General features: G+C 32.3%; 26 protein-coding genes. 7 read left to right on the forward strand and 19 right to left on the reverse strand.

What is annotated here, in order from left to right:
• The first annotated feature begins 451 nt into the window (after positions 1-451).
• The gene (gene tuf, locus METIG_RS07830) at positions 452-1,738 is read left to right on the forward strand and encodes a translation elongation factor EF-1 subunit alpha (protein ID WP_013799677.1); all 1,287 of its coding nucleotides are present in this window, start codon (positions 452-454) and stop codon (positions 1,736-1,738) included.
• An 82-nt stretch (positions 1,739-1,820) separates the two neighbouring features.
• Positions 1,821-2,126, forward strand: coding sequence for a 30S ribosomal protein S10 (gene rpsJ, locus METIG_RS07835; RefSeq protein ID WP_013799678.1), 306 nt, complete (start codon positions 1,821-1,823; stop codon positions 2,124-2,126).
• Positions 2,127-2,500: 374 nt separating this feature from the next.
• On the opposite strand, the gene METIG_RS07840 is transcribed toward rpsJ, so the two are convergent.
• From METIG_RS07840 to METIG_RS07860, 5 genes are all read right to left on the reverse strand, one after another.
• A complete protein-coding gene (locus METIG_RS07840; protein WP_013799679.1) occupies positions 2,501-3,832 on the reverse strand; it encodes an NAD(P)/FAD-dependent oxidoreductase in 1,332 nt (443 codons plus the stop codon).
• A 665-nt stretch (positions 3,833-4,497) separates the two neighbouring features.
• Entirely contained in the window at positions 4,498-5,001 is a 504-nt protein-coding gene (locus METIG_RS07845) for a DUF2115 domain-containing protein (RefSeq protein WP_013799680.1), read from the reverse strand.
• A gap of 89 nt (positions 5,002-5,090) precedes the next feature.
• Complete coding sequence (locus METIG_RS07850; protein ID WP_013799681.1) at positions 5,091-5,681, reverse strand: TIGR00267 family protein; 591 nt, start codon at positions 5,679-5,681, stop codon at positions 5,091-5,093.
• A 113-nt stretch (positions 5,682-5,794) separates the two neighbouring features.
• A complete protein-coding gene (locus tag METIG_RS07855) occupies positions 5,795-6,019 on the reverse strand; it encodes a KEOPS complex subunit Pcc1 (protein ID WP_013799682.1) in 225 nt (74 codons plus the stop codon).
• Complete coding sequence (locus tag METIG_RS07860) at positions 6,009-6,872, reverse strand: phosphoadenosine phosphosulfate reductase domain-containing protein (RefSeq protein WP_013799683.1); 864 nt, start codon at positions 6,870-6,872, stop codon at positions 6,009-6,011. Before METIG_RS07860 ends, METIG_RS07855 begins: the two co-directional genes overlap by 11 nt.
• A gap of 353 nt (positions 6,873-7,225) precedes the next feature.
• Here METIG_RS07860 and METIG_RS07865 point away from each other — a divergent pair, with 353 nt between their 5' ends.
• Positions 7,226-8,446 carry a U32 family peptidase gene (locus tag METIG_RS07865; protein ID WP_013799684.1) on the forward strand — a complete coding sequence of 407 codons (1,221 nt, stop codon included), beginning with the start codon at positions 7,226-7,228 and terminating at the stop codon, positions 8,444-8,446.
• Positions 8,447-8,448: 2 nt separating this feature from the next.
• Here the strand turns inward: METIG_RS07865 and METIG_RS07870 are convergent, their stop codons facing one another.
• Together METIG_RS07870 and METIG_RS07875 are read right to left on the reverse strand one after the other, a co-directional pair.
• Complete coding sequence (locus METIG_RS07870) at positions 8,449-9,126, reverse strand: ABC transporter ATP-binding protein (protein ID WP_013799685.1); 678 nt, start codon at positions 9,124-9,126, stop codon at positions 8,449-8,451.
• Entirely contained in the window at positions 9,126-10,316 is a 1,191-nt protein-coding gene (locus tag METIG_RS07875; protein WP_013799686.1) for an ABC transporter permease, read from the reverse strand. The genes METIG_RS07870 and METIG_RS07875 overlap by 1 nt, the downstream gene beginning before the upstream one ends.
• 306 nt (positions 10,317-10,622) lie before the next feature.
• Here METIG_RS07875 and METIG_RS07880 point away from each other — a divergent pair, with 306 nt between their 5' ends.
• From METIG_RS07880 to METIG_RS07890, 3 genes are all read left to right on the forward strand, one after another.
• Complete coding sequence (locus METIG_RS07880; RefSeq protein ID WP_013799687.1) at positions 10,623-11,252, forward strand: IS607 family transposase; 630 nt, start codon at positions 10,623-10,625, stop codon at positions 11,250-11,252.
• Entirely contained in the window at positions 11,242-12,522 is a 1,281-nt protein-coding gene (locus tag METIG_RS07885) for an RNA-guided endonuclease InsQ/TnpB family protein (protein WP_013799688.1), read from the forward strand. Before METIG_RS07880 ends, METIG_RS07885 begins: the two co-directional genes overlap by 11 nt.
• A gap of 185 nt (positions 12,523-12,707) precedes the next feature.
• Positions 12,708-13,910 (forward strand): COG1361 S-layer family protein, encoded by a 1,203-nt coding sequence (locus METIG_RS07890; protein WP_013799689.1) that lies wholly within the window; start codon positions 12,708-12,710, stop codon positions 13,908-13,910.
• A 141-nt stretch (positions 13,911-14,051) separates the two neighbouring features.
• Here the strand turns inward: METIG_RS07890 and trmY are convergent, their stop codons facing one another.
• From trmY to METIG_RS07950, 12 genes are all read right to left on the reverse strand, one after another.
• A complete protein-coding gene (gene trmY, locus METIG_RS07895) occupies positions 14,052-14,672 on the reverse strand; it encodes a tRNA (pseudouridine(54)-N(1))-methyltransferase TrmY (RefSeq protein ID WP_048055709.1) in 621 nt (206 codons plus the stop codon).
• A gap of 4 nt (positions 14,673-14,676) precedes the next feature.
• Positions 14,677-14,988 (reverse strand): AzlD domain-containing protein, encoded by a 312-nt coding sequence (locus tag METIG_RS07900; protein WP_013799691.1) that lies wholly within the window; start codon positions 14,986-14,988, stop codon positions 14,677-14,679.
• 13 nt (positions 14,989-15,001) lie between these two features.
• On the reverse strand, positions 15,002-15,634 hold the full coding sequence (locus tag METIG_RS07905; protein ID WP_013799692.1) for an AzlC family ABC transporter permease: 633 nt from the start codon (positions 15,632-15,634) through the stop codon (positions 15,002-15,004).
• Positions 15,635-15,643: 9 nt separating this feature from the next.
• Positions 15,644-16,201: a helix-turn-helix domain-containing protein gene (locus tag METIG_RS07910; RefSeq protein WP_013799693.1), complete on the reverse strand. Its 558-nt coding sequence runs from the start codon at positions 16,199-16,201 to the stop codon at positions 15,644-15,646.
• A gap of 77 nt (positions 16,202-16,278) precedes the next feature.
• Entirely contained in the window at positions 16,279-16,965 is a 687-nt protein-coding gene (locus METIG_RS07915; protein ID WP_013799694.1) for a DUF3226 domain-containing protein, read from the reverse strand.
• Positions 16,965-18,074, reverse strand: a complete 1,110-nt coding sequence (locus tag METIG_RS07920) for an AAA family ATPase (RefSeq protein WP_013799695.1) — start codon at positions 18,072-18,074, stop codon at positions 16,965-16,967. The genes METIG_RS07915 and METIG_RS07920 overlap by 1 nt, the downstream gene beginning before the upstream one ends.
• A 36-nt stretch (positions 18,075-18,110) precedes the next feature.
• Positions 18,111-19,442, reverse strand: coding sequence for an Asp-tRNA(Asn)/Glu-tRNA(Gln) amidotransferase subunit GatA (gene gatA / locus METIG_RS07925; protein WP_281033983.1), 1,332 nt, complete (start codon positions 19,440-19,442; stop codon positions 18,111-18,113).
• Positions 19,443-19,634: 192 nt separating this feature from the next.
• Positions 19,635-21,401, reverse strand: a complete 1,767-nt coding sequence (locus METIG_RS07930; RefSeq protein WP_013799697.1) for a ribosome biogenesis/translation initiation ATPase RLI — start codon at positions 21,399-21,401, stop codon at positions 19,635-19,637.
• A 345-nt stretch (positions 21,402-21,746) separates the two neighbouring features.
• On the reverse strand, positions 21,747-22,256 hold the full coding sequence (hacB, locus tag METIG_RS07935) for a homoaconitase small subunit (RefSeq protein WP_013799698.1): 510 nt from the start codon (positions 22,254-22,256) through the stop codon (positions 21,747-21,749).
• A 564-nt stretch (positions 22,257-22,820) separates the two neighbouring features.
• Positions 22,821-23,531: an RNA methyltransferase gene (locus METIG_RS07940; protein ID WP_013799699.1), complete on the reverse strand. Its 711-nt coding sequence runs from the start codon at positions 23,529-23,531 to the stop codon at positions 22,821-22,823.
• Positions 23,532-23,561: 30 nt separating this feature from the next.
• Complete coding sequence (locus tag METIG_RS07945; protein ID WP_013799700.1) at positions 23,562-23,948, reverse strand: hypothetical protein; 387 nt, start codon at positions 23,946-23,948, stop codon at positions 23,562-23,564.
• Between the two features lie 3 nt (positions 23,949-23,951).
• The gene (locus METIG_RS07950) at positions 23,952-24,479 is read right to left on the reverse strand and encodes a ribonuclease VapC5 (RefSeq protein WP_013799701.1); all 528 of its coding nucleotides are present in this window, start codon (positions 24,477-24,479) and stop codon (positions 23,952-23,954) included.
• A 260-nt stretch (positions 24,480-24,739) separates the two neighbouring features.
• On the opposite strand from METIG_RS07950, the gene METIG_RS07955 reads away from it, so the two are divergent.
• Positions 24,740-26,056, forward strand: coding sequence for a radical SAM protein (locus METIG_RS07955; RefSeq protein WP_013799702.1), 1,317 nt, complete (start codon positions 24,740-24,742; stop codon positions 26,054-26,056).
• The last annotated feature ends 197 nt before the right edge of the window (positions 26,057-26,253 follow it).

Here is a 26,253-nt window from a genome sequence, read left to right on the forward strand (position 1 = left end):
ACATAATCCTAACTTCTTTCAAAATTTTATTGTGATTATAGTCGTATGCGTTAGAGATTGAAATGAACTATTGGTAAATTCTTAAAGATTTATTCCTTATTTCAAATTTTAAGGAAGGATAATGATTATTTAAAAATTCACTAATGTATAAATAAGTTTAAAAATCCACTGCAACCTTCGGTTGCAGGGAAGTTGAATAACCGTAGGTTATTCAACTATTCCGCACACGACTATAAATAACTTACAAAAATTCCGCAAACGACCATACCCCACCATAAAATATATATACCACTTCCTACTATTCACTATTTACCAAATTTTTCCGAATGATAAAATTATTTTCTAATTTTGTGAACTGTTACTTACATTTTTATATGGCTATAAATGACAATAATTAAATAAAGTAAAGAAAAAAGTAAAAGTTAAAAAATAAAAATGGAGGTCGTGGAATATGGCAAAACAAAAGCCAGTATTAAACGTTGCATTCATTGGACACGTTGACGCAGGTAAGTCAACAACAATTGGAAGACTCTTATACGACAGTGGAGCAATTGACCCACAAGTTTTAGAAAAATTAAAAAGAGAAGCTGCAGAAAAAGGTAAAGCAGGATTCGAGTTTGCTTACGTTATGGACGGTTTAAAAGAAGAGAGAGAAAGAGGGGTTACAATCGACATTGCTCACAAGAAATTCGAAACTCCAAAATACGAAATTACAATTGTCGACTGTCCTGGACACAGAGACTTCATTAAAAACATGATTACTGGAGCTTCACAAGCAGACGCTGCTATATTAGTCGTTGACGTAAACGACCACAAAACAGGTATCCAACCACAAACAAGAGAACACATGTTCTTAGCAAGAACATTAGGTATCAACCAAATTGCAGTTGCAATTAACAAGATGGACACTGTAAACTACAGCCAAGAAGCTTACGAAGCAATGAAAAAGATGCTCTCAGAACAATTATTGAAAATCTTAGGATACAACCCAGACAACATTGACTTTATCCCAGTTGCGTCATACCATGGAGACAACGTTGTTAAAAAATCAGACAAAATGCCATGGTACAATGGACCAACATTAGTTGAAGCATTAGACAAATTCAACCCACCAGAAAAACCAACAAACTTACCATTAAGAATCCCAATCCAAGACGTTTACTCAATTACAGGGGTCGGTACAGTTCCTGTTGGTAGAGTAGAAACAGGTATCTTGAAACCAGGAGACAAAGTTATATTCGAACCAGCAGGAGTTCAAGGAGAAGTCAAATCCATCGAAATGCACCACGAACAAATCTCACAAGCAGAGCCTGGAGACAACATTGGTTTCAACGTAAGAGGTGTCAGTAAGAAAGATATTAAGAGAGGAGACGTTTGTGGACACCCAGACAACCCACCAACAGTTGCAGAAGAATTCACAGCACAAATCGTTGTCTTACAACACCCAACAGTCATTACAGTTGGTTACACACCTGTCTTCCACGCACACACAGCACAAGTTGCATGTACATTCACAGAAATCTTGAAGAAGTTGAACCCAGCAACTGGTGAAGTTATAGAAGAAAATCCAGACTTCATTAAAGCTGGAGATGCTGCAATCATCAAAGTCAGACCAACAAAACCAATGGTTATTGAAAACGTAAAAGAAATCCCACAACTCGGAAGATTCGCTATCAGAGATATGGGTATGACAATCGCAGCAGGTATGGCAATCGATGTTAAAGCAAAAAACAAATAAATTAGCTTAATTTCCTCTTTTCTTTTTATTTTTTTATATTTACACCTCTTTTTAAACACTTAAAAAATGAAGGGGGATGAGTATGCAAAAAGCAAGAATAAAATTGAGTGGTACAAACCACAAAGAATTGGATGAAGTTTGTAGGCAAATAAAAGCAATTGCAGAAAAAACAGGAGTTGACATATCAGGACCTATACCATTACCAACAAAAGTATTGAAAGTTGTAACAAGAAAAGCACCAGATGGAGAAGGTTCTGAGACCTATGAAAGATGGTACATGAAAATACACAAGAGATTAATTGACATTGAAGCAGATGAAAGAACATTAAGACACATTATGAAAGTCAAAATACCAGACTCAGTTCAAATAGAAATTCAGTTCAAATAAGGTCTTTTTTGGGCGTTTAATTTTGCAAAAGCCCATTAAACGGTTGCAATCCAATTTAGGGATTGCAACAATTTTCTTTTTTAATATTAATTTTTTGGATTAATTATCAGTTTTTTGTTGATTGTCTATTTTGATGATGCACTTTTCATAATTTTGCTAATTTATTATTTTTGCCTAAAATTTTGTTATAAGATTTATAAATTTCATTATATTGATGAAGAAGTCATAAACCTGCAGTAACTGATAGAACTATAATATATAGTAGTGATGATGAAATTAACATAAAAACATAATAATTATAAATTTTTTATTTCTTTTTCAGTGAATTCATCATTTTCCATTCCTACCACTAAAATAAAAAAAGAAAAAGGGGATTAATCAAACTTCTCCAGAGCGTCCTCAGCAGCGAGAGCCAATGGCTCATTTACCATTGAGACGGGTGGGGCATAGCAGAACTCCATATTTGCTAATTCATCTGCTTTAACCCCTTTGAATATTGCTATTGACATGGCATCGATTCTCTCAGCGACTCTCTCTCCACCAACGATTTGGCATCCAACTACTCTTTTATCTTTATCAAAAATCATCTTGATTTCTATTGGTTTTCCTCCTGGGTAGTATCTTGCTCTTGTTAGTGCTTTGCATCTTCCAATAACTATTGGAATGCCATTTTGGTTTGCAGATAAAGCACTTAGACCCACCCCTCCAATTTCCAAGTCTCCTATTTTTGAAACCATTGCATTTAAAACTGGATTGAACTCTGCCTTTATTCCAACTATATTCTTTGCTGCAACCTTTCCTTGCCTTACTGCGGTGGTTCCAAATGGAGACATTGTCACCTGTTTTGTTACAAAGTCAACAACTTCAACACAATCTCCAACGGCGTAGATATTTGGAATAGAGGTTTGCATCTTTTCATCGACTTTTATTGCCCATTTTCCAATTTCACATCCTGCCTTTTTAGCCAATTCGATATTTGGTCTTACGCCAGTAGCCATAATAACCATATCTGCCTCAATGACTTTATTATCAACAACAACACCCTCAACTTTGTCCTTACCGACGATTTTCTCGACTGGCTTATTTAAAATAATCTTGATTCCTTCTTTTTCCAAATATTCCTTAACCTTCTCAGCCATATCTGGATCTAATGCCCTTGGCAATACCTGCGGAGCCATCTCTACAACTGTAACATCCAAACCTCTCTTTTTGAAGGCATAGGCCATCTCTAATCCAATAGCTCCAGCACCAGCAACAACAACACTGTTTGATTTTTTAGCGTATTCATCAATTTTCATTCCATCTTCAACAGTTCTAACTGTAAATACTCCTTCCAAATCTTTCCCCTCAATTGGAGGGACAAATGGTGTTCCTCCTGTTGCAAGAACAAGATAATTGTAATCTAATTCAAACTTTTCTCCATCTTTTTCATAAACAACCTTATTTTCTTTTGAGTTTACATCAACAACTTTTGCCTTAGTAATTATGTCAATGTTTCTTTCTTTTTTGTAGTCCTCTGGTGTGTGCATTATTATATCTTCAAATGATTTTATCTCTCCTTCAATAACATAAGGTATAGCACATGGAGAATAAGCAACGTGCCTATCCATTGTGATTACGACGATCTCCATATCCTTGTCGTATTTTCTTATCGTTGAAGCTGTTGTCAATCCTCCTGCTCCGCTACCAACTATTACCGTCCTCATTTGTTCACCTTTATTCTTTTTAATTCTAAATTAATGATAAAATTAAAATAAAAAAATTAAGATAAATATAAATTAATGTTTCATAAGTTTTTATCAACTCGCTAATATCTCTACATGAAACTTTAAGAAAGTTAAGCAAAACCTTTGTCGGTTTTGCAGCTCGAACCTTACGGTTCGATTAGGCGAAATCAAAGATTTAGTTGAATAACTACGTTATTCAACTTCCCTGCAACCGAAGGTTGCAGTGGACGCTGCTCGAACCTTCGGTTCGATTTCATCAAAGGGGTGCATTGCCGTTTGAAACTGTTTAATTTTTCATTGACGAATGTGGACATTAATGTATTTTCGTTTTCGAAATTTTTATATATGCGTTTATATACATGTAAATATAAGGATGATGCCTCTGATGAAGGTGGATACTGGAGACCTAAGGAGGCGGACTTTACTGAGTGTTAAACCTTATGGGCGGAGTCGGGGTTCTCCCGGAGCGAAGCGACGGGAACTTAAAAACCGTTAGGTTTTTATGTCCGTGACAGGGATGGAGACCGATGATATGTTCCCGATGAACCCAGAGGGAACTGAGGCCGATGACATCCAAGTCCAACGTGGGCATTTGTCTATGATTGTTCACGTTGGACAGACCCCTCGCTATGCTTGGCAATGCTTCATAGATCGCTATCCAATTCACTAATATCTTTACATACACAAAACTCACATAATGAATATTCATTTTTTTGCTTATTTTTAACTGGGCAGTAATAAGTATTTCCCTTTTTTATAATTTTCTTTTTTCCAGGGAACACTAAATTTTCGGGATGAATTGGCTTTTTCGCAATGAAGATTAAGTAAGGGGCTATAATCTTAGACAACCTTATAAATGCATCTTCATTTTCACTGTTCATTTTTTTAAAACTTTCTATTCTCTCAATTAATTTTTCTAACTTTTCTTCATCAATTTCGAAGGATTCTACTGAGTTTTTATCTCTATTCTTAATTTCATTTAAAACATTATAGAAATACATTCCAAGTGATTCTAAAAATTCATTTCTATATTGAGGGGGAAGGTATTTTGCATCATTCTCCATGAAACACCTTGCTTTCATCATATCGTATATGCTAAATTCTTTGGCTTCTTTTTTTAGTTTTTTGAATAACTCTCTACTATTCATAGAACTCCCTTTTTAAAATAATTTTTTAAAATAATTACACGCTTCAATTTATCAAAGATAGATAAAAAATAAAAATTTCATTAAAATGTTTATCCAAAGATTCTTTCAATTACAAAACCAGCCAGTGCAACTAAGACCCCACCAATAACCATTTTTAGCCCAGCTACTATAAGGTTTTCCCGTGAGATTTTTCCAATAAACATCCCAAGTGCAAATAATATTGCAAGTGTTATTGCTATGGCTACAAACACAGCAATTCTTGGCTCGAATACAAAAAAGGGCACAACTGGGAGCATTGAACCAAGCATAGTTGATATTCCATCCACAAATCCACATATTATTGTTTCATGCACGGCCTGTTTGTAAAATATTGTTTTCTTTAAATATCCATTTTCTTTTAGTAGGGATCTTTCTTGCATTTCCCTCTCTTTTTCTAAGGATGCTTTCTCAGCAGTTAAAGCACCTAATATGTTTGAGAGCCCATTTGCAATTCCTCCACCAATCCCAGCAGAAATGATTAATGATGGTTCTCCACTACTTGCCCCAATAACAACACCCAGAGTAGATAATGAACCGTCTATAATTCCTCTTACAACATACCTAAGTTTTGTTTCATTTAATTCAAATTTAAATTTTTTAAAAACTCGCGACAGTGGGGATTGTTCATCATCGTTGTTCAATTCCACCAGCCCTCCTAAGTTATATAAAATAATATATCCAAACAGTATAAAAATTTATCCTTATGGCATGTCTATATGGGACATTTGTAAAATAAAGAATACTTTGAGAGTTTTTAATCCCTTGCAATTTTTACTATGCTTTCTCCCATGCTATAATTGACAAATAAGTCATCTAAGGCATTTTTTAATGAGCCAATTGAATGTGTTTCAATATAAACCTCCATGTTATTTTGTTTGCAGTTTACTTTTATTATAATGCCCTCACTGGTGTTATCTACTTTTAAACTCTCACAGATTTCTTCCTTTGAAGGAATATTCATCTTAAATCTAACTTTCATCATCTCCCTCAAAATTAATTTTTAGTCCTCTTCTTTTTAACTCTTCATAAACTTCTTTTGGAACTTTTGGACATTCTAATGCCTTCATGGCTTTTTCTCTACTTATTAAACCAAACCTCACCATTGCGGATATTCTATCAAACTCAAAACTAAACCCGTATTTTTTATAAAATCTTTCCAATGCAACGCCCAATACCAAACAGTTTGTTGTATAACCTCCTAAATTTGGTTTTTTCCATGGAAGTTTTTTTAATATATTATACCTTTCTTCTTCTGTTAATCTGTAGGGAGCCAACAACCTAACCATTTTTATTCCTTCCTTCATTTCCCTAATTGCAGTGGTTCCAAATGGAAGTTCATGACCTGTTATAATAACATCAATGTCCATAAGTTTTGCAATCCTCCAAATTTCTCTCATATTCCACTCAGAACATTTCCTACATGGGGATTCTCCTTTGTTCAATGCCTCTTCAAATAATTTGGTGTAATCTCTCTGTAATACAATCCAGTCAACTCCCAAATGTCTTGTTACATTGTAGCAATTTTCTATTGCTTCTTTTGCAAGGTATTTGTTATCTACTGTGACGCAGAGAGGATTTAAATTGAATTTTTCTTTAGCCAAATACAATGCCACAACACTGTCCTTTCCTCCAGAGAGGGCAACGATGCAGTGGTATCTTTTGTTTATTCTTTTTTTGCTTAAGAACTCTTCAACTTCCTTTTTCATTTTTTCAAAATCCCTTGGATATTTTAAAGTTACTATGCACTCTTTGCATAACTTTTTTCCTTCGTAATCGTATATCTTTCTTGTTTTGCTTGTATGGAGACACATTTCACATTTAACCTCTTCCATGCTATCACGTTTTTTATGTAATTAAAAATTAAAATACAACAAAATTTAAATACTTTGATTACTTTAAAATTTTGTGGATTTTTTATAGAGCAATGTTATTAAAGTTATTAAAAAAAGTTATTAAAAATAGATGACTTGAAACTATTAATATAACAATATCACTTTTTTAGTATTTATAGTCGTTTGTGTTATGAGTGGAGTCATAATTATCTAATGAAATTTACAAATTATTTATTGTTCTTTTGAAATTTTATCGTGATAGAATAAGTGCAAAGAATTCCAAAAACGACTATATTTTTTATAGTTAAAGACAATTTAAAATTTTTAAGATTTAAAGTTAATTTGGTGAGATTATGGTTGAACTTCTATCACCTGCAAGGGATTTGGCATGTTTAACAGCGGCAATAAAGAATGGGGCAGATGCAGTATATTGTGGATTGAAAGATTTGAATATGAGAATAACTGCTAAGAACTTTGAAAGAGATGAGTTAAAAGAAGGAGTTAAATTTGCACATGACAATAATAAAAAACTCTATCTATGCACGAACACCGTAATTTATGAAAATGACTTAAAGAAATTGGAGGAGATTTTTGATTTTGCAAATAGTGTTGAGGTTGATGCTGTAATCGTTAGTGATTTGGGAGCGATGCAATTAGCGAGAGAGTATGGTTTAAAGGTTCATGCAAGCGTTCAGTGCAATATAACAAATTCATTGGCAGCAAAGTTTTACTCAAAATTTGCAAAGAGAGTTATTTTATCAAGAGAACTTACATTAAACCAAATTAAGGAAATTAGGGAAAATTTAAGGAAGGATGGCATTAATTTGGAGTTGGAAGGGTTTGTTCATGGGGCGTTGTGTGTTGCTGTAAGTGGGAGATGTTTTTTAAGTTCTTATCTATTCAATAGACACGCAAATTGTGGGGATTGTTTGCAGCCATGTAGGAGAAAGTGGAAACTCATAAATGAGCATGTTGATGGAACTCATGAAGTTGTTTGTGAGGGCAAGTATCTTTTATCACCAAAGGACTTGTGTATGATTGAGTACATCCCTCAACTTATGGAAGTTTTAGATTGCTTTAAGATTGAAGGGAGAGCAAAGAATGCTGATTATGTTATGAGAGTAACAAAGATTTATAGAGAAGCAATAGATTCTGTTTTAGATGGAACATACAAAGAAAAATTACCTTATTTTAAAAAGGAACTTGAAAAGGTATATAATAGGGGTTATGATACTGGGTTCTATTTCAGAGATATTAACAAATCTCACGATTTCCAATATGAAAAGGAAGGCAATATTTCCAAATACAAAAAAATTGAAGTTGGAAGAGTAGTGAATTACTACAAGAAGATTGGAGTTGCGGAGATTAAACTTATAAATGATTTGAGAGTTGGAGACACGATTCTAATCATTGGTAAAACCACAGGTTGTGTGGAGGAGGTTGTAAAATCAATGCAAATAAACCATAAAAATGTTGAAATTGGTAGGAAAGGAGAAAATGTTGGAGTAAAGTTGAATCATGTTGTTAGAGAGGGGGATAAAGTATTTGTTCTACTTCCATCCCACAATGGCTGATTTTATCCCAAGATATCCACAATCATACCATCCTTCATTTTTACAATTTTTGTAGCATATTTTGTATATTCCAACTCATGAGTAACCATTACTATTGTTATTCCTTCATCATGGAGATTTTTTAATATATCCATTATCTGCTGGCTTCTTTTACTATCTAAGTTTCCTGTTGGTTCATCAGCAAATATTATTTTTGGATTATTGGCTAAAGCCCTTGCTATGGCAACTCTTTGCTGCTGCCCACCACTTAACTGATAAGGATAATAATACAACCTGTCACCTAAATCAACAGATTCAAGTAGTTGTTTTGCCCTTCTTTTTCTATAATTCTTGCTGTATCCTTCAAGCATCATTGGAAGTTCCACATTTTCTAAGGCAGTTAGTGAATTTATTAAATAAAACTGTTGAAATATAAAACCACTTATCTTCCTTCTAAATCTGGCTCTCTCATTTTCACTCATTCTTGTAGTTTTTTTGTTGTTTATGTATAGATTTCCTTTATCTGGAGTATCTAACAATCCCAAGATATTTAATAAAGTAGATTTACCACAACCACTTGGACCTATTATTGCTACAAACTCACCCTCTTCTATCTTTAAATTAATGCCCTTTAAAACTACTGTCTTAGCCTCTCCTTTTCCATAAGATTTCCATATATTCTCTGCCTCAATAAATGACATCATGGACCCCTTAATGTTTCTATAGGATCTAATTTTGCCCCTTTTCTTGCAGGGAAAAATCCACTAACAATCCCAACAATAAATGAAAACAATAAAACCCCAACAATCAACTCCCATGATATCCAAGCCTTAACCATTCCATAACCCATATTCTTAGCAGCAATTTCTATGATTTTGGCTATAATTAATCCAATAACCAACCCTATTATTCCCCCAAATAAACCTAAAAATCCAGATTCCACCATAAATATTGCTAAGATTGTTGTAGTTTCTGCTCCAAGGGCCTTTAAGATACCAATGTCTTTCCTTCTTTCAAGTATGCTCATATACATGGTGTTTGATATTCCAACAGCACCAACCAATAGAGATATCCCTGCAATCCCAACCACAAATAAAGTTAGCACATCCAATATTCCCCCTAAGGATTTGGCAAGTTGGTCTGATGTCAAGACACTAAAATCATCATTTCCTATGGATTTTTTTAATGCATTTTTTATATCTTCTACAACTTTTTTTACATCTTCTCCTTTTTTCACCTTTACCATCATATAGTTATACTCTCCCTTTTTGTTTAGCAATTCTTCACCAACTTTTAGTGGAATTATTATTATATTATCATCTTGAGGATTACCAACCTGATTCATAATTCCAACAATTCTAAACCTCTTACCATTTATAACAATCCTATCCCCAACCTTTAATTTTTTACTAAATAGATTATTTGCCACACCATAACCAACAACACATTTATACTTATCTCCATCTGATAACCATCTACCTTTCTCAATACCATAACCTCCAACATCCTCATAAACTGACTTTAATGCCGAAGGTTCAGCATAAAATAGGTTTGCAAATCTCTCTTCCCTACCAAATTTAACATTCATCCCACCATACCAACCATACAAAACCTTATCCACACCTTTAACATCCATAACTGCTTTAACATCTTTATATTTAAAATAGTGCATTGGTGGAACTCCAAAATGTTTTATTGGAAGTATCTGTATTTTGTTTGCTCCTAATTTTGATGTTTCTTCTTGGATGTAATTTTGGACACCATAGCCCAATGAGATTAGGCTAACCATAGCTGTTATTCCTATAACAATACCAATTATTGTCAATATACTTTGGGTTTTCTTTTTTGTCAAATTTTTTCCAGCAAATGCAATGATGTCAATAAATTTCATTATCTCCACCAGATGTGTTATAGTTTATACTTTTTAAACTAAATAAGTATATACTCAATTTATGCTTAAAGAAGATATAACATCATCTAATCAAAAACAACATAACCACATATCAACTAATAAAAAATACAAAATTGGCAAGCATTTAATATTTTTAACAAATCCGCCCTTTAATGTTTTTTTATTGTTGTTTCTTTTAGCAAGATCTTAAAGATTTAACATATTTTGGTAAAACCTTTTTTTTAGGTTTTGCCTTCCGAAACTGTTATATATTGGATGAGTGTTAGTTATTATTGGTGAGTAAGTATGAGTTTAGAAAGACTATATACGATGAAGGAAGCTTGTGAATTGTTAGGAGTTCATATAAAAACACTGCAAAGATGGGATAGAGAGGGAAAGATAAAGTGTGTTAGAACTGTGGGGGGAAAGAGGAGGGTTCCAGAGAGTGAAATAAAACGAATATTAGGAATTAAAGATAAAGAACAAAGAAAAATTATCGGCTATGCAAGGGTTTCATCTAACACACAAAAAGACGATTTAGAAAGGCAAATAGACGCGATAAAATCATACGCAAAAGATAGGGACTGGAATATAGAGATATTAAAAGATGTTGGTAGTGGATTAAGCGAAAAAAGAAAAAACTACAGAAAACTTTTAAAAATGGTTATAAACCGGGAGGTTGAGAAAGTAATAATTGCCTATCCAGATAGATTGACAAGATTTGGCTTTGAAACATTAAAAGAATTCTTTAAATCTTACGGAACGGAGGTAATCGTTATTAATAAGAAATGTAAGGCTCCACAAGAAGAGTTAGTAGAAGATTTAATAACCATTATCTCCTATTTCGCAAGAAAATTATACGGAATGCGTTCCCACAAATATAAAAAACTTATAAAGACAGTTAAAGAAATTGTGGGCGAGAATAATGCAAAATAAAAACAAACTTCCATCCGAAATCGTATTAACTTACAAGATTAAACATAATTACGATTTAAAAAACTTGTTAGATGGATTTATGAGTACCTCTCAGAAAGCAGTTGATATTATCTGGGAAAATATCAACTGGAAAGAAAAACAAGTTAAACATCGATTTAAATCTAAAAATAAATACAAATACTACACAACCACCCGATTAATCCCAGAAATTCCAAAAGATAAGGATTTCAAAAGAGAACTAAGAAATTATTTACTAAATGGATGGAATTTTGCTTCTCATTATGTTGATGGAGCTATTAAAGTGGCTTATTCAACAATAGAGAGTTGGAAATCGAATTATTTAGATGGTAAAAGAAAAAGAAATAAACCGACATTTAAAAGACCTTTTGTTAGAGTTAAAAATACCCTAATAAAATACGATAAAGAAAATGGAACGATAAGGATAACGATAAAAGCGAGGAGAGAGTATTTAATCTTAGATATTAAAAATGAATGGTTTTTCGAAAAAATTAAAGGTTTTGACATTGGAGAGATAATATTAAAAGACAGTGAAGCATTAATAACCTTTAAAAAACCTTTAAATATATTTGATAAAAAAGTCGTTATCGGTGTAGATAGCAATCTAAAATCCTTAGATTTATTCCATCCAGAAGAAGGGTGGATTAGAATTGATTTATCTGAACTGCGTAGAATAAAGAATGTTTATGATGTTATTATCGATAAGTTAAAGTCGATTTATAAAAAAGCCCCAAAAAGAATCAGTATCTTGCTAAAAAAGTATTATAATAGGAGAAAAAATCGAGTTGAAGATTTTATTAACAAATTAACCTCCCAATTGTCAAAGCTTTTCCCAGATGCAATTTTTATCTTTGAGGATTTGGATAAGCCCAATATGTATAAAAATTCGAACTTTAACAGAGATTTAGATAGAACGAGTTGGAGAGAGATAGCGAAAAAGTTAGAGTATAAGAGTATTGTTTTTTACGTTAATCCTCACTATACTTCAAAAACCTGTCCTATATGCGGGAGTAAAATGGAGTCCCAAGAGGGACAGGTTGTAAAATGTGAAAAATGTGGAGTTTTCAATAGGCAGTTCGTCGGCTCTTTTAATATCTTTAAAAGAGGAGTTAAATTAGTTAAAAAACTCTTAGGCGGAGTTGGGGTTCTCCCGGAGCGAAGCGACGGGAACTTAAAAACCGTTAGGTTTTTATGTCCGTGGCTGGGGTGGAGGTCGATGATTTACTCTCCAATGAACCCAGAGGAGAGTTGAGACCGATGTCACCCAAGTTCATCGTGAGGGTTAATTTAAGCGGAAGCACTTTTATTCACATTTACTCCTAAATCCTCACGATGGACAGACCCCGCATATCTGGTTAGTGTAGAGATTGTAGAATAATTATATATTTATAATAGTTTGAAATTGTAATAATAAATATCATATATGTGGGTGAAGTTATGTTAAAAAAGATATTCTTTATTTTAATGATTGCCATATTTGTTGCAAATACCTACGCATTAACAATAGATAACCCGCAGTATAGGGTTGATAGATCAACTCCCACAGACAAATACCCAAATGTCATTCATCCTGGGGATGATGTAGATGTGTGGTTTAAAATAACAAATGACTATGACTACAACTTAAAGGATATAACTGTTACTATAAAACCCTATTATCCATTTGAGATAAAGCAAGTTAATCCAACAAAAGGTGTTGCTAAAATCTCACATCTAAACTCTGGAGAGAGTGATATAGTACATTTTAGGCTTCATGTGGATGAAAACGCATGTTCTCAGGATTATAAGATATGTGTAAATGTTGTGGCAACTGAATATGACAAAAAAGAAATAATAAACAAAATAAATATATCAAAAATCTATTACCTTCCAGTTTATGGTGTTGCCAACTTTGAGGTTTTCTTGGATAATTATTCAATAACCCAATCAAAATTAAAAGATATCAAAATCATCATAAAAAACATGGGTACGGGCATTGCAAAGGATACATCTGTTAGGTTGGTAGGGAATGAGAATGTTGATGTTGTAGGACCAACACAATTCTACTTAGGAACCATCTACCCTAAAGGAAGTGTGGGAATTTTTACCAAAATATATGCAAAAAATGATATTAAAGATGGAGTATATCCAATATATGTATCAATTTTTTGGATTGGAGAGGATGGGGTTTTATATAACACAACAATACCAATAAACATAAGAGTTACAATTAAACCATACAACAACAGTATCTTCATATATCTTGATGGATGTAAATATGTTGATGGAAAATATGAGATTGATATAGGCGTGGCAAATAGAGGATCAATCCCTTTAAGACATTGTGTTTTGACAATTAAAGGATTAAAATTAGATAGAAATGTTAATTATATTGGAGATTTGGATGAAGATGACTATGAAGTAGTTTCCTTTACAACAGATAAGGCAATAAATAAAACCACAGAAATAACAACCTTGTTATCTTACTTTGATGATTATCACAATGAATATAAAGTTATTAAAAAGTTGGTTGTATATCCAAAAAAAGTAGAAAAATCAAATAATTTATTGGTTTATTATATCTTTGGAGTAATAGTGGTTTTAATTTTACTCTATATGGTTCTTAAAAAAATCAGGAAAAAAGAGGAATTTGGTGCATAATATACGTTAAAATTTGGAATTACCTTATCAAATTTTTAATGAAGGATAAAATGCATAAATAACCTTAAATTCTGTATAGATCATAAATAGAACTTACGTATATTCTTAAAATTAAAAAATATAATGCAATAAATTTAAAAATTATTTTTTAAATCTTTTATCTAAAATGTTATGAACTATAACTATGCAGTGGTCTGCATGCAGTTCCAATGGAGATAAAGAGACCTTTTCTGCTCCGATATCTTCCAAAAATTTCTCATCCTCTTCCCCAATACCAATATGATCCCCCAAAACAAACATAACGTCTTCATTTTCGTTAATCTTAACATTTTCAAAATCTTTTCCCTCTTTATGCAAATATAAAATTCTTTTTCCTTCATTCTTTTTCTCCAAAATGATATCTCTAAACTCTTTTTTAGCAACATAAATTCCTGGTGTGGACTCTGTCCATTCAGTTTTTTTATTTTCGGGGGTTTCTTCAAATTTTTTTAGTGCCTTTTTTATAAATATGGCTATATTTCTCTCATCTGGGGAAACTTTTTTTAATTCATTTCCAACAAACTTCAATGCCACTGGTGGATTTGGCTCTCCATAAAAAACGGCATAGAAAATAACATCTCTCCTAATGTCATGGGACAAAAAGAACGCGCTACTTACACATCTACAAACCAAATCTAACCTCCCACAACTTCCTGGAAGGTCTTTTAAATTTATGTTTGAGGAGGTTATTGTTTTATTTGCCTTAAAAATAAATTCTCTCAACATTTCACCTCAAAATTACATTTAGTATTAAATGAACAATCACTCCAATTAATATTGAAATTCCAAAATTTTCCCATTTTTTATATGATAGGAATACAAATATTAAAGCAATTATACTTATACTTAAACTTTCCAACTTAATTGGAAAAGACACTAACGAAGTAACAAAAAGTGCAGAAATAATGGCAGATGATGAATAGGCAAAAAATTCATTAACACCTTTTAATTTTTTAAATCTTTTATTAAATATTATTGGCAACAATCTCATTAAATATGTCCCAATTGAGACAACCAATATTGCTAAATAATGTTTCATGTTATCCCAAATCTTATTTTATTTTTAACACTACCAACGGGCTTAAAATGCCCGCAACCAATATACCAATTGATGGATAACCAAAATAATAAAACACCAATGCAACAACTCCTCCAACTATTGCCGATGAACCTAATTTTTTAATATTTGGGATTAATAAGATGAAATACAATGCCGTTAATGAAAATAACAAAGAAGGGGCGATAATTTCATTGGATAATAAAATATCTCCTCCAAAAATTCCCACCAATGTCCCCAAAATCCATGACAAATAACTCCCAACCTCCAAACCTAATATATATTTTTCATCCTTTTCCTTTGAGACTATGGAAGAGGCAAAAACCTCATCTGTCAACCCAAATGCAGTTATAAACTGCTTTTTTAACTCAAACTTCTGGGAAATGAGATAGCCATAAATTATATGTCTTAAGTTTAAAATTAAGGCAACAGATACCGCATCAATAACTGAATAAGGTAATAGAGAAATTAAAGCAAACTGACTCGCCCCTGCGAATATTAAGCATGACATGAGCAATATCTCAACCTTACTAAACCCCAAAGCCAATGCAGAGACACCAAAAGTAATGGCAACTGGTAAATAACCAATAGCAATTGGAAAACTCCCAATTAACCCTCTTTTAAACATATTCCCAACCTAAAATAAACTTTTAATTTTCACAATTTCCATTGGAGGATAAATCACCACAACAATTGCTGAAACCTCCTCATCCAATGCCTTATAGATATGTGGAACATCTCCACAAAATTCAATCTCTTCCCCAACCTTCAAACATTTTGGAGAACTTTTAGAGCCAACAACCATCTTTCCCTTAATAACCAAAACTTTCTCAATAACTCCTTTTTTGTGCGGTTTTGCTTCTCTAACACTATTTGGCTTTAATTTCATTAAATAAACCTCAATTTTTGGTTTTCCTTCTGATTGCTCTATTAGTTTAATAGTTATCCCAAATTCATCGACTTCATTAAATTCTTTTGGTAGTAACTCTCCAAAAGAAACATTTAATGCATCTGCTATTGCCCATAGCGTTGAAATTGTTGGATTTGCATTTCCAGATTCTATGCTTGATAACGTTGATTTTGAGATTTTAGCAAGTTCTGCAAGTTTGGATAATGATATTCTTTTCTCTTTTCTTAATTTTGATATCTTCTCTCCAATAATTTTTGAGATGTTGTTGTTCATTATATCACACATTTTGTTATTATTGTTCGTAATATAGAACAAAGAATATATAAAGTTTTCCTTTTTGTTGTTGAATGTAAAAAATAGTTTTATCTAAAATATTCTAAAAATCTTCTTAATTCATTAAGTTCTTCTGATTCAAAGTTCCAATAACCTTTTTCTGCTCCAACACCAACAGAATAAACAATCTCTGGCATAATTGATAAATATGCTAACGCTTTTGCTTTTGCGATATTTCTAATTATCCCATTGGAATTCGAAAAATTGTTTCTGTAAAATCCTCTCTGCTTAAAGTACTCATAACTTTCAAAGAACCTCTTAACAGAGCCATTATTATATAAATTTTTAGCACACTCAATTAAGTTATCAACACACTGAATTAAAGGACAATTTTTAACAGTCCTTATACACAAATCTTCTAACATTCCATTTTCAAAATTACCTGGCATGATATAAACCCCAATTCTTGGATATCCATCAGAAAAAACATACATTTTTTGTGGTGGCTTTAAACCCACATTTCTTAGAATATCACAAACACTTTGAAAAGATGTGTGTGAATTGTTATCTGCATCAATAATAATTCCAAAAATATTCACATTTCTAAAATTAGAATCTCTGACCCAAACTTTCAATCTGTTTTTAAGGTTATTTTTTCCATCGTATTTTAAAATTTGAACATCGGATATACCTAAAAAATTTAAAAATTCTTTGAAAAATCTTTTTTCGTCTTCCCCTTCAACAATAAGTATCTTTCCTTTCGTTATTTTCTCCATTACCTCATCTCCCACTTCATTTTAATCGCTTCTTTAATTGTTTCTCTATCATAATCAATAGCTTTCAACTCATTTTCATATCTCTCTATTCTATACAACCTTATATCAACCCCTTCTTCTGCATCATTCTCATGAACATTGCTAAATGCTTCTATACATTCCCATGAATGTGTTGTTGCAAATATCTGAACGTTAAATTTCTTTGATGCTTCAAAAATCCCCTTCCATAAAATTTCTAATGACGAATAATGCAAACCATTTTCTATTTCATCGATAAATACGAACCCACCCTTTGCATTATATATTGCTGATAAAATAATCAATAATTTTAGAATTCCATCACCCATTACATTTATTGGTATAAGTTTTTTAACACCTACATCACAATATATAATGCCGTCTGCCCCAATTCTCAAATCTTTTATAGATGGTTCTATTTCTTGTAATATTTCTATTATTTCGCCAATTTCTTTTGAAATTTGAAGTTTATTTAACCACCCTGCTATATCATTCATATCCATCTTTGGTGATAAATATACTGATTTTTGTTCTTTTGTTAAGCTAGCTATTTGAGAAATTCTAACTCCCACAGGAAAAGGAACAACAGATTCTATACTATTATTTTCTTTAATTACAATCTTATTTTTTAATCTTTCTCCCCTTTCCCAAATAGACACTTCATAACATTTTTCATCGGTTATATTAGAACCTTCAAATGTTATGTAATTTAAATGTAATCCTCCAATTGGAAAACCACCAATATTCTCATCGTATCTAATCTTACTTTCATCTATGTAATTTATAGTAAGTTCTTTTTTCTTATATGAATTTATAAAACCTTCAATCTTAACTGGAATGTCAGTATCCATATTATTAAAAATTGTCAATAATGCGTTGTTAAAAACTTCTGAATCTATATACATTTTCCTAAAATTTCTAATATTAACTAAATTTAAAATCGACATAGGATTACTTAGTAAATAAATCCCTTCAAGAACTGATGTCTTACCGCAATTGTTTTTACCAACAAATAAATTAACTTTTTTTAAATCATCAATTTCAAGATTATTTATACTCCTAAATGAGTTAATTATAACTTTTTTAAACATTTACATCACCCCAATAACAAAAAGAAAAATTATAGTTTATAATGCCTTCTCAAATGCAATCATCGCACTTAATACTTTTTGGTCTTCAAATGGCTTTGCCTGAATTTGCAATCCAACTGGAATACCATTTACATCCCCGCATGGCACAACTCCAGCACAGATTCCACAGATGTTTGTTGGGACTGTTAAAACATCGTAAGCATACATTTCCATTGGACTCAATTTTTCTCCTAATTTGTGTGGTAATTTTGGAACTGTTGGGCCAACTATAACATCAACATCTTTGAGGATTCTCATCATCTCCTTTCTCATAACATTTCTTGCTTGCAGTGCTCTTTTGTAGTATTTACCACTGTATTCTTTTTCACTGATGTGTTTTCCAATCAATATTCTCCTCAAAACCTCTTCTCCACAAACTTCTTCTATTCTGTAACCATACCTTCTCCCATCATACTTTCTTGTTGCAGAGAAAAACTCCACATAGTTAATTAAGTAGTAGGTTGGCAATGCTAAATCAACATACTTATAACTCAACTCAACGATTTCGCAACCCAAATCTCCAAATACTTCAATGCCTTTCTCTATCTTATCCCTAATCTTATCATCGGCAACTTCCATAAATTCCTTAACGACACCAACCTTGTAGTTGCTGATATCTTCCTTTTCAAATTTTGGTGTTTCTACTGTTGTTGAATCACTTGGATCTTTCCCTTTTATTATATTTGTTAATAATAAGGCATCTTCAGCGTTCTTTGTTATAGGCCCTATTTGATCAAAACTCATTGCTAAATCACAAAGCCCCTGCCTACTAACAACTCCATAAGATGGCTTAAATCCAACAACTCCACAATGTGAGGCAGGATTTCTAATACTTCCCCCAGTATCGCTTCCAAGTGCCATGTCACAGAGGTCAGCGGCAACAGCGGCAGCACTTCCTGAACTACTTCCCCCTGGGATTCTATCTTCTGCCTTTGGGTTTTTTGTTGGGCCGTAATATGATGTTTCTCCACTACTTCCACATGCAAATTCATCCATATTTGTCATTCCAATTATTAAGGCCCCATTTGCCTTTAACTTTTTAATGACTGTTGCATCATAAGGGGCTATATAATTTTCAAGTGTTTTTGATGCACATGAGATAGTATAGCCCTTAACGTTGATATTGGCCTTAACTGCAATAATTTTACCGTATAATGGTTTATCTTTTAATTTTTCATTTTTTTCTAATTCTTCTGCCTCTTTTAAGACTCTCTCTTTGTTAACTTCAATGTATGCATTGATATCCTTCATTTTTTCAATTTTTTCCAAATACTCCTGAACTCTTTCAACAATCATGCAATCACCATTTTTGTTAAGATTTGTGCTTATGTGCGTTTAAAAATGATAATCATACCAAAACCTTTGTTTAAATTTTTATTACATTAAATTTCCACACAAAACTATACAAAAACTATTAAATAAATATTGAGCATAAAAATTTATCGAAAAGCAAATTAATTACTTTTGGGTTCTTATATGATATAAATATTTTTCATAAATTTAAACTTGTCTTTTTTATTTTTATTCATCAACATAGTAGTACTCTCCAATTTCTTTTTGGTATAAATCTCTTTGACTTCCTTCCTTATTTGCCCTTGGCCTTCCTGTATCCGGGTCTCTTCTGAATGTTATTCCCATCTCTTTTAGGAAGATATTTGCCCCATCTCTCTTATTCATTGGTGATGAACCTTTTCCGTATCTTCCTGGTTCTCCACTGAATACTATGAATCTATCTGATATGTAATCTTGGAATAATATGTCATGGTCAACGACAAACATTGCCGCTTCCTTCTCATCCGCCATTCTCCTTATAACTTTGGATACGCTCAACCTTTGCTCAACATCCAAGAATGCTGATGGCTCGTCAATTAAATAAACATCTGCATCTTTGCTCAAACATGCCGCAATAGCAACCCTCTGCAATTCCCCACCAGACAAATCTTTAACGTTCATATCCAACAATTTCTCCAGTTGTAATGGCTTAATTATCTCTGATTTGTAGTAGGATGAGTTTATGTTCGTTATTGATGATAAAAGCTCCTCAACTGTTCCATCATAGTCGGGGGTTATGTATTGTGGCTTGTAGGATATCTTAATATCTCCCTCAACATTTCCTTCATCTGGCTCAATAATCTTTGCCAACAACTTAACAAATGTTGTCTTTCCTATGCCATTAGGCCCTAAAATACCAATGACTTCCCCTTTATAAATTTCTCCACCTTCAACTTCCAACTTAAAGCCATCCAATGCCTTTGACATTTTTGAATATTTCAGCAATAGAGGCCTGTTAGATGTATCTAATGGTGGCCTTTTCTCAAACTTTATTGGCTCTTTTCTAAACTTTATGTTCTCCTCCTTCAAATGCCCATCTAAATATGCATTAATTCCAACTCTAACTCCCCTTGGATGGGAAACAATACCATAAGCAGAAGGAACCCCATAGACAATGTGTATATAGTCAGATAAATAATCCAAAACAATCAAATCATGCTCTACAACAACAACATGTCCATCTAATTCCCTTATTGTTCTTGCAGCATTGAACCTCTGCTTAACATCAAGCCATGATGTTGGCTCGTCAAAGTAATAGACATCTCCCTTCCTCAAACATGCAGCGGCAATAGCAACTCTCTGCAATTCTCCACCACTCAACTGGCTCAATTCCCTATCCAAAATATTCTTTAAATCAAGTTTTTCTATAATCTCATCCAACTTCTCCTTTTCATCAATCCTCTTTAAGATATCAATAACCTTCCCTTTAACAACCTTTGGCAAAACATCCACATACTGGACTTTGTGAATAACCTTAATCTCCTTATTTTTTAATTTTTCAAAGTAGTTCTGCAACTCTGTCCCTGCAAAGTGCTTTATAACCTTGTCATAAGATGGTTCTTCATCCAATTTGCCTAAATTTGGTATTAACTCCCCACTCAATATCCTCAAAATCGTAGATTTCCCAACACCGTTAGGCCCCAAAATACCGACAACTCCTTCTCTTGGAACAACTAAACCATACAATCTAAATCTATTTTTCCCATAAGAGTGCACTATCTTATCCTCACTCAATTCCTCCGGTAAACCGATGATGGATATGGCGTTAAATGGACATCTCTTAGTGCAGATTCCACAACCACTACAAAGTTCCTCTGATATTACTGGCTTTCCTAAGCTTTCATCCATTACAATGGTCTCTTCCCCCATCCTTACGCCCGGGCAGTATTTGATGCATTCCATTGCACATTTCTTTGGCTGACATCTGTCGTAATCAATAATTGCTAATCTTGACATTTAATCACCTCATTATATTTTATAACCAGAGAGACATCTCGCTTTACTTGGCATCCATACCATTTGGATGCAACCAAACCGTAAGGTTCGGGCTGCATCCACTGCAACTGTAGTTGCAGGGAAGCTGAATAATCATAAATTATTCAACTAAACTGTAATTTTTGCTCAACCTTTTTAAGGTTGCATTGCTAACCTTGACATTAAATTATCTCATTTCAATTCTGTTTTGAAAAATAAATTATTTGAGTTTCAAATTATGGACATCCTAAAAGAGTTTTTTGAACGATTTAGTTTTAATTGTTTAATTATTGATATTTTTTATTAATTCTCAATTTAATTGTTTGGTTAATTTGATGCGACCTTTTTTAAATTTTGTTGTTTTTTGATATAGTTGGTTAATCCTCCCGCTTCTAAGATTTCTCTTTCTATGCCTTTTGGTGTTTCGCAGTTTAGGGTGATTTTATCGTTTATTATAATCTTCTCATTTTCCAAGTCAACTTCAATAACGTCCCCATCTTTAACGTGTTTGGTAATACCCTTACAAACTATTGGAATTAACCCAATGTTTATTGCATTCCTGTAAAAGATTCTTGCAAAACTCTCTGCTATAACTGCTTTTATTCCGCAATATTTTATTGCTATTGGTGCTTGCTCCCTACTCGAACCACAACCAAAATTCTCCCCAGCAACAATAACATCCCCCTCTTTAACCTTCTTCGGAAAATCCTCATCAATCCCAGCCATACAGTGGGAAGCAAGTTCATAAACATCTGTAGTTCTTAAATATGGCCCTGGAATGATTGCGTCAGTATCAACATCATCCCCAAAAACATGAGCTCTACCCCTAATCTTCATAATATCACCATTTATTCTTTTTGTGGAAGATTGTATCATTATTAAAATTATTTTATACCAGAAATAGATAGATCCAAAATTTTAATTTTAAGAAATTAGTCGTTTGCGGATTTTGTAATTTATTTTATATTATTCTATAAATTTCAAAAAGATATGGCGTCCTTAAATTTGGTAGTGCTTATACTCCCATAACATTTGGTTATGATCATTTATAACACAAACGACTATATTATATTATAAAAGTGATTAAGAGTGAGTTAAAAAATAAGGATATACGGCAAAACCCTTTGGGTTTTGCCATTAATTTTTAAACTTATTTATATATCAATGAATTTTCAAATAACCTTTATCCTTTCTTAAAATTTGAAATAACACATTAATCCTTAAAAATTTACCAAATTATACGGCAAAACCTAAAGGTTTTGCCAAAAGAGGCACTGCCGAGCGTAGCGAGGCAGTGCATCCGATTTGGATGAAACCTTTTTTAAAGGTTTCTTTCCGAATTATACGGCAAAATCCAAAGGATTTTGCCAAATTTTCTAACGCACACGACTATAATAGGATTTAATCCTTTTTCAATTTATCCCTAAAAACACACATTAACGTGTTTGCTTCTTTTCCACTTATGAATGCCCTACTTATAATCCTTTTAAAGATGACTTTGCATAAATCTTTCCTATAATCTGGAATATTTGATTTATCTACGAATTCATTAAATAACTTAATTAGTATCTCCTTTTCCAATTTTGATGCCACTCTCATTTTAACATTATATGGGATTTCTTTTTCATGTTCAACCCTTGTAACATAAAGTTCATACAGAATTACAGCAACAGCATGGGACACATTCATTATAGGGTATTCCTCTGATGTTGGAATAGAAACCAACAAATCACACAACTCCAATTCTTCATTAGTTAAACCATCATCTTCCCTACCAAAAACAATTCCTACTTTTCCTTCAATTTCCAAACTCCTCTTTGCAAATTCTCTTGGTGTAATTGGAACTCTCTTCAAATTCCTATCTCCACCAATTGCACCAGATGTCGCTACAACAAAATCAATATCTTCTATCGCATCCTTTAAACTGTTGTAAAATTTTGCATTGTCTAAGATGTCTTTTGCATGAACTGCCCTGATGTATGCTTCTTTATCTAAAATATCTCTATTTCCAACAATCCTCAATTCCTTAACTCCAAAATTTTTCATATTTCTTGCAATTGCTCCTACATTTCCACTATATTTTGGATTTACAAAGATTACTATTGGCTCCATATAAACACCAAATTGTTTTTCTTTTATTCTTTATTTTCTTTTTTTATTTTTTTTTCTTAATTTGTAATAATGATACTCAACAGTTTTTAAAGGAATACTTGTTATCTCAGCAATTTCCTTTGGATGCTTATCCATGTATTTTTTAATGAGTTCGTCTTTGTTTGTAGGCCTTCCACATTTTGCATCTATACTTTTAACTTCAACGCCTATCTCTTTTAACGCATTTATAATTTTCTTTGATGTTCGTTGATATTTTGATTTTGGAAGGTATATTTTGTCAATTTCCCAATTCTCTAAAAGTTCAATTACAACGTCTCTATTCAATTCCTGATTAATATAGACCTCATTATCGTCCATTTCAGTTTCTTTTATCTTTTTTATCAAATCTTCCTTTGATTTTGCTCTTATATATTTCATAACTTACCACATTTTTTTCTTTTTCTTTCTTTTAGCCTTATGTTTTTTTCTTAACCTGCCTTTGACCATTTTTCTCTCCAAAATCCCTCCACAAATCTCACAGACATCTTCCTCGTGTTCCATTGGGTACATTTTTTTACAGCCTTTACAAACCTTTCTCCATATAAACTCCTCTTTAACACCCTCTGTAATTATTGACCTCACTTCAACACCAAGTTTTCTCGCAACATTTTGAATACCATAATCATCAGTATATAAAACTCCATCTAAATCCAATGCCAATGCTAAAATGCCAATATCTGCCTCAGATAAAGCATCTCCAGTTTTTGAAACCATATCTTTTACTTTTAATATATTCTTAACACTTGGTTCCATGGCCTTTAACTTTCCAAGATTTAGAGATTGCTTAACAATTTCTGCCCGCGATTCAACCTCACTGATGATGTCGTATGTTGTATAATGTTCCCCTTCCTCTAAAATAGGATTGTAATCATGAATAAACGCTGAAGCATCTAAAATTTTAGGTTTCATAAAAACCACCTTTAGAAATTACTTTAAAAAAATTAAAATCTCAAAAAATTTAAAATCTTATATGAATTTATAATTAATTTGGAACTTTTGATTTATTCTGTTATTAACCATTAGTCGATAAAATTAATAGTCACTACCCACATTATTTAAAAACATTTAAAAAACTAACAACCTAATAACATTCTTTGCTTTTTTTATTTTTCATATTTTTTAAACATAATACATAATAATAAATACCATTAAACCTTTTTGGTGATGTTATGGAGTTAAATGAAAAAAATAATATTCTTGATTTATCATCATTTAGGATGATTACTGGCGTGAAAAGTAAAGATAACAAATTAATTTTGGAAATTAACAAAAATTACGAGTGCGAGGTAGAAATTCCATACAATGTGGATATAGAGGACGACAAGATTATAATAAACGAACATCCACTCAAAGTAGAAAATATAAAAAGGGGGATATTAAATTTAATATCACTTAGTATTTCCCAAAATTTGGTAAATAAGATAACCAATAGAAGAACATACTACATAGCTCCTCCAATTCCTCTCATAGGACACACTGCATTTGGTTTAATAGATAGGGGAACAAACATTATCCAAGTTAGAGGCTTGAGTGGGTGTAATATAAACTGCCCATTCTGTTCTGTTGATGAAGGGAAACATTCCAAAACAAGAAAAAATGATTACTATGTTGATGTTGATTATTTGGTTGAAGAATATAAAAAGATTGTTGAGTTTAAGGGAAACAAGTTCATCGAGGCACATTTAGATGGGCAGGGAGAGCCTACCCTATACTACCCTTTGGCAGATTTAGTTCAAAATCTAAGCGAAATAAATAAGGAAGGGAAAGGTATTGTATCGATGCAAAGTAATGGAGTAGGTTTGACATACAAGATGATTGATGAGTTGGAAGAAGCAGGGCTGCATAGGATTAATTTGTCAATTAATGCATTAGATGAAAAGATGGCAAAAATCTTAGCTGGAAGAAAGGATTACAATATTGAGAAGATTTTAGATATTGCCGAATATATAAAGAATTCAAAGATACACTTGTTAATAGCCCCAATTCTATTGCCAAATGTGAATGATGAGGAAGTTAAGAAAGTTATTGATTACGCCATAGAGTTAGACCAAAGAATTCCGCAAAATGTCATAAACCCAATAACTAACAAAAAAGACCCAATATTGGGAGTTCAGTTGTGTTTGATTTATCAGTTTGGTAGAAGGGTAAAGAAGATGAAAATTTGGGAATTTAAAAAATTCTACAAATTATTGAAGGATTATGAAGCCCAATATGGGGCAAAGGGTATTGATGTTAAATTAAAACTCCACCCAAGTGATTTTGGAACACATAGAAGAAAGAAACTCCCATGCCCTTTTAAGGTGGGAGAGGTTGTTAATGTAGATGTTGTTATGGATGGGAGGATTAAGGGAGAGGTCATAGGTGTTGCAAAGAACCGAATAGTTCAAATAATAAATTGTAAAAATGAACATAAATTAATTGGAAACAACATAAGGGTTAAAATTTTAAGGACAAAAGATAACATCATAGTTTCAACGCCAGTATAATATCTATTTGCGTAAAATAACTTAATTTTATCAATGATTAAATAATGTATTTAATTAATGTCTTAGGTATAATTTTAATAAAAGCCATTATTAATTTAAAATTTATTGCGTAATGTGTAATATCAAAATTTCGCAAATGATTATAATCTCAATAATAACATTTAAATATATGAACCTTATATTATAATCATGTTCAA

This window comes from Methanotorris igneus Kol 5, from assembly GCF_000214415.1.
GTDB lineage: Archaea > AGJL01 > Methanococci > Methanococcales > Methanococcaceae > Methanotorris > Methanotorris igneus.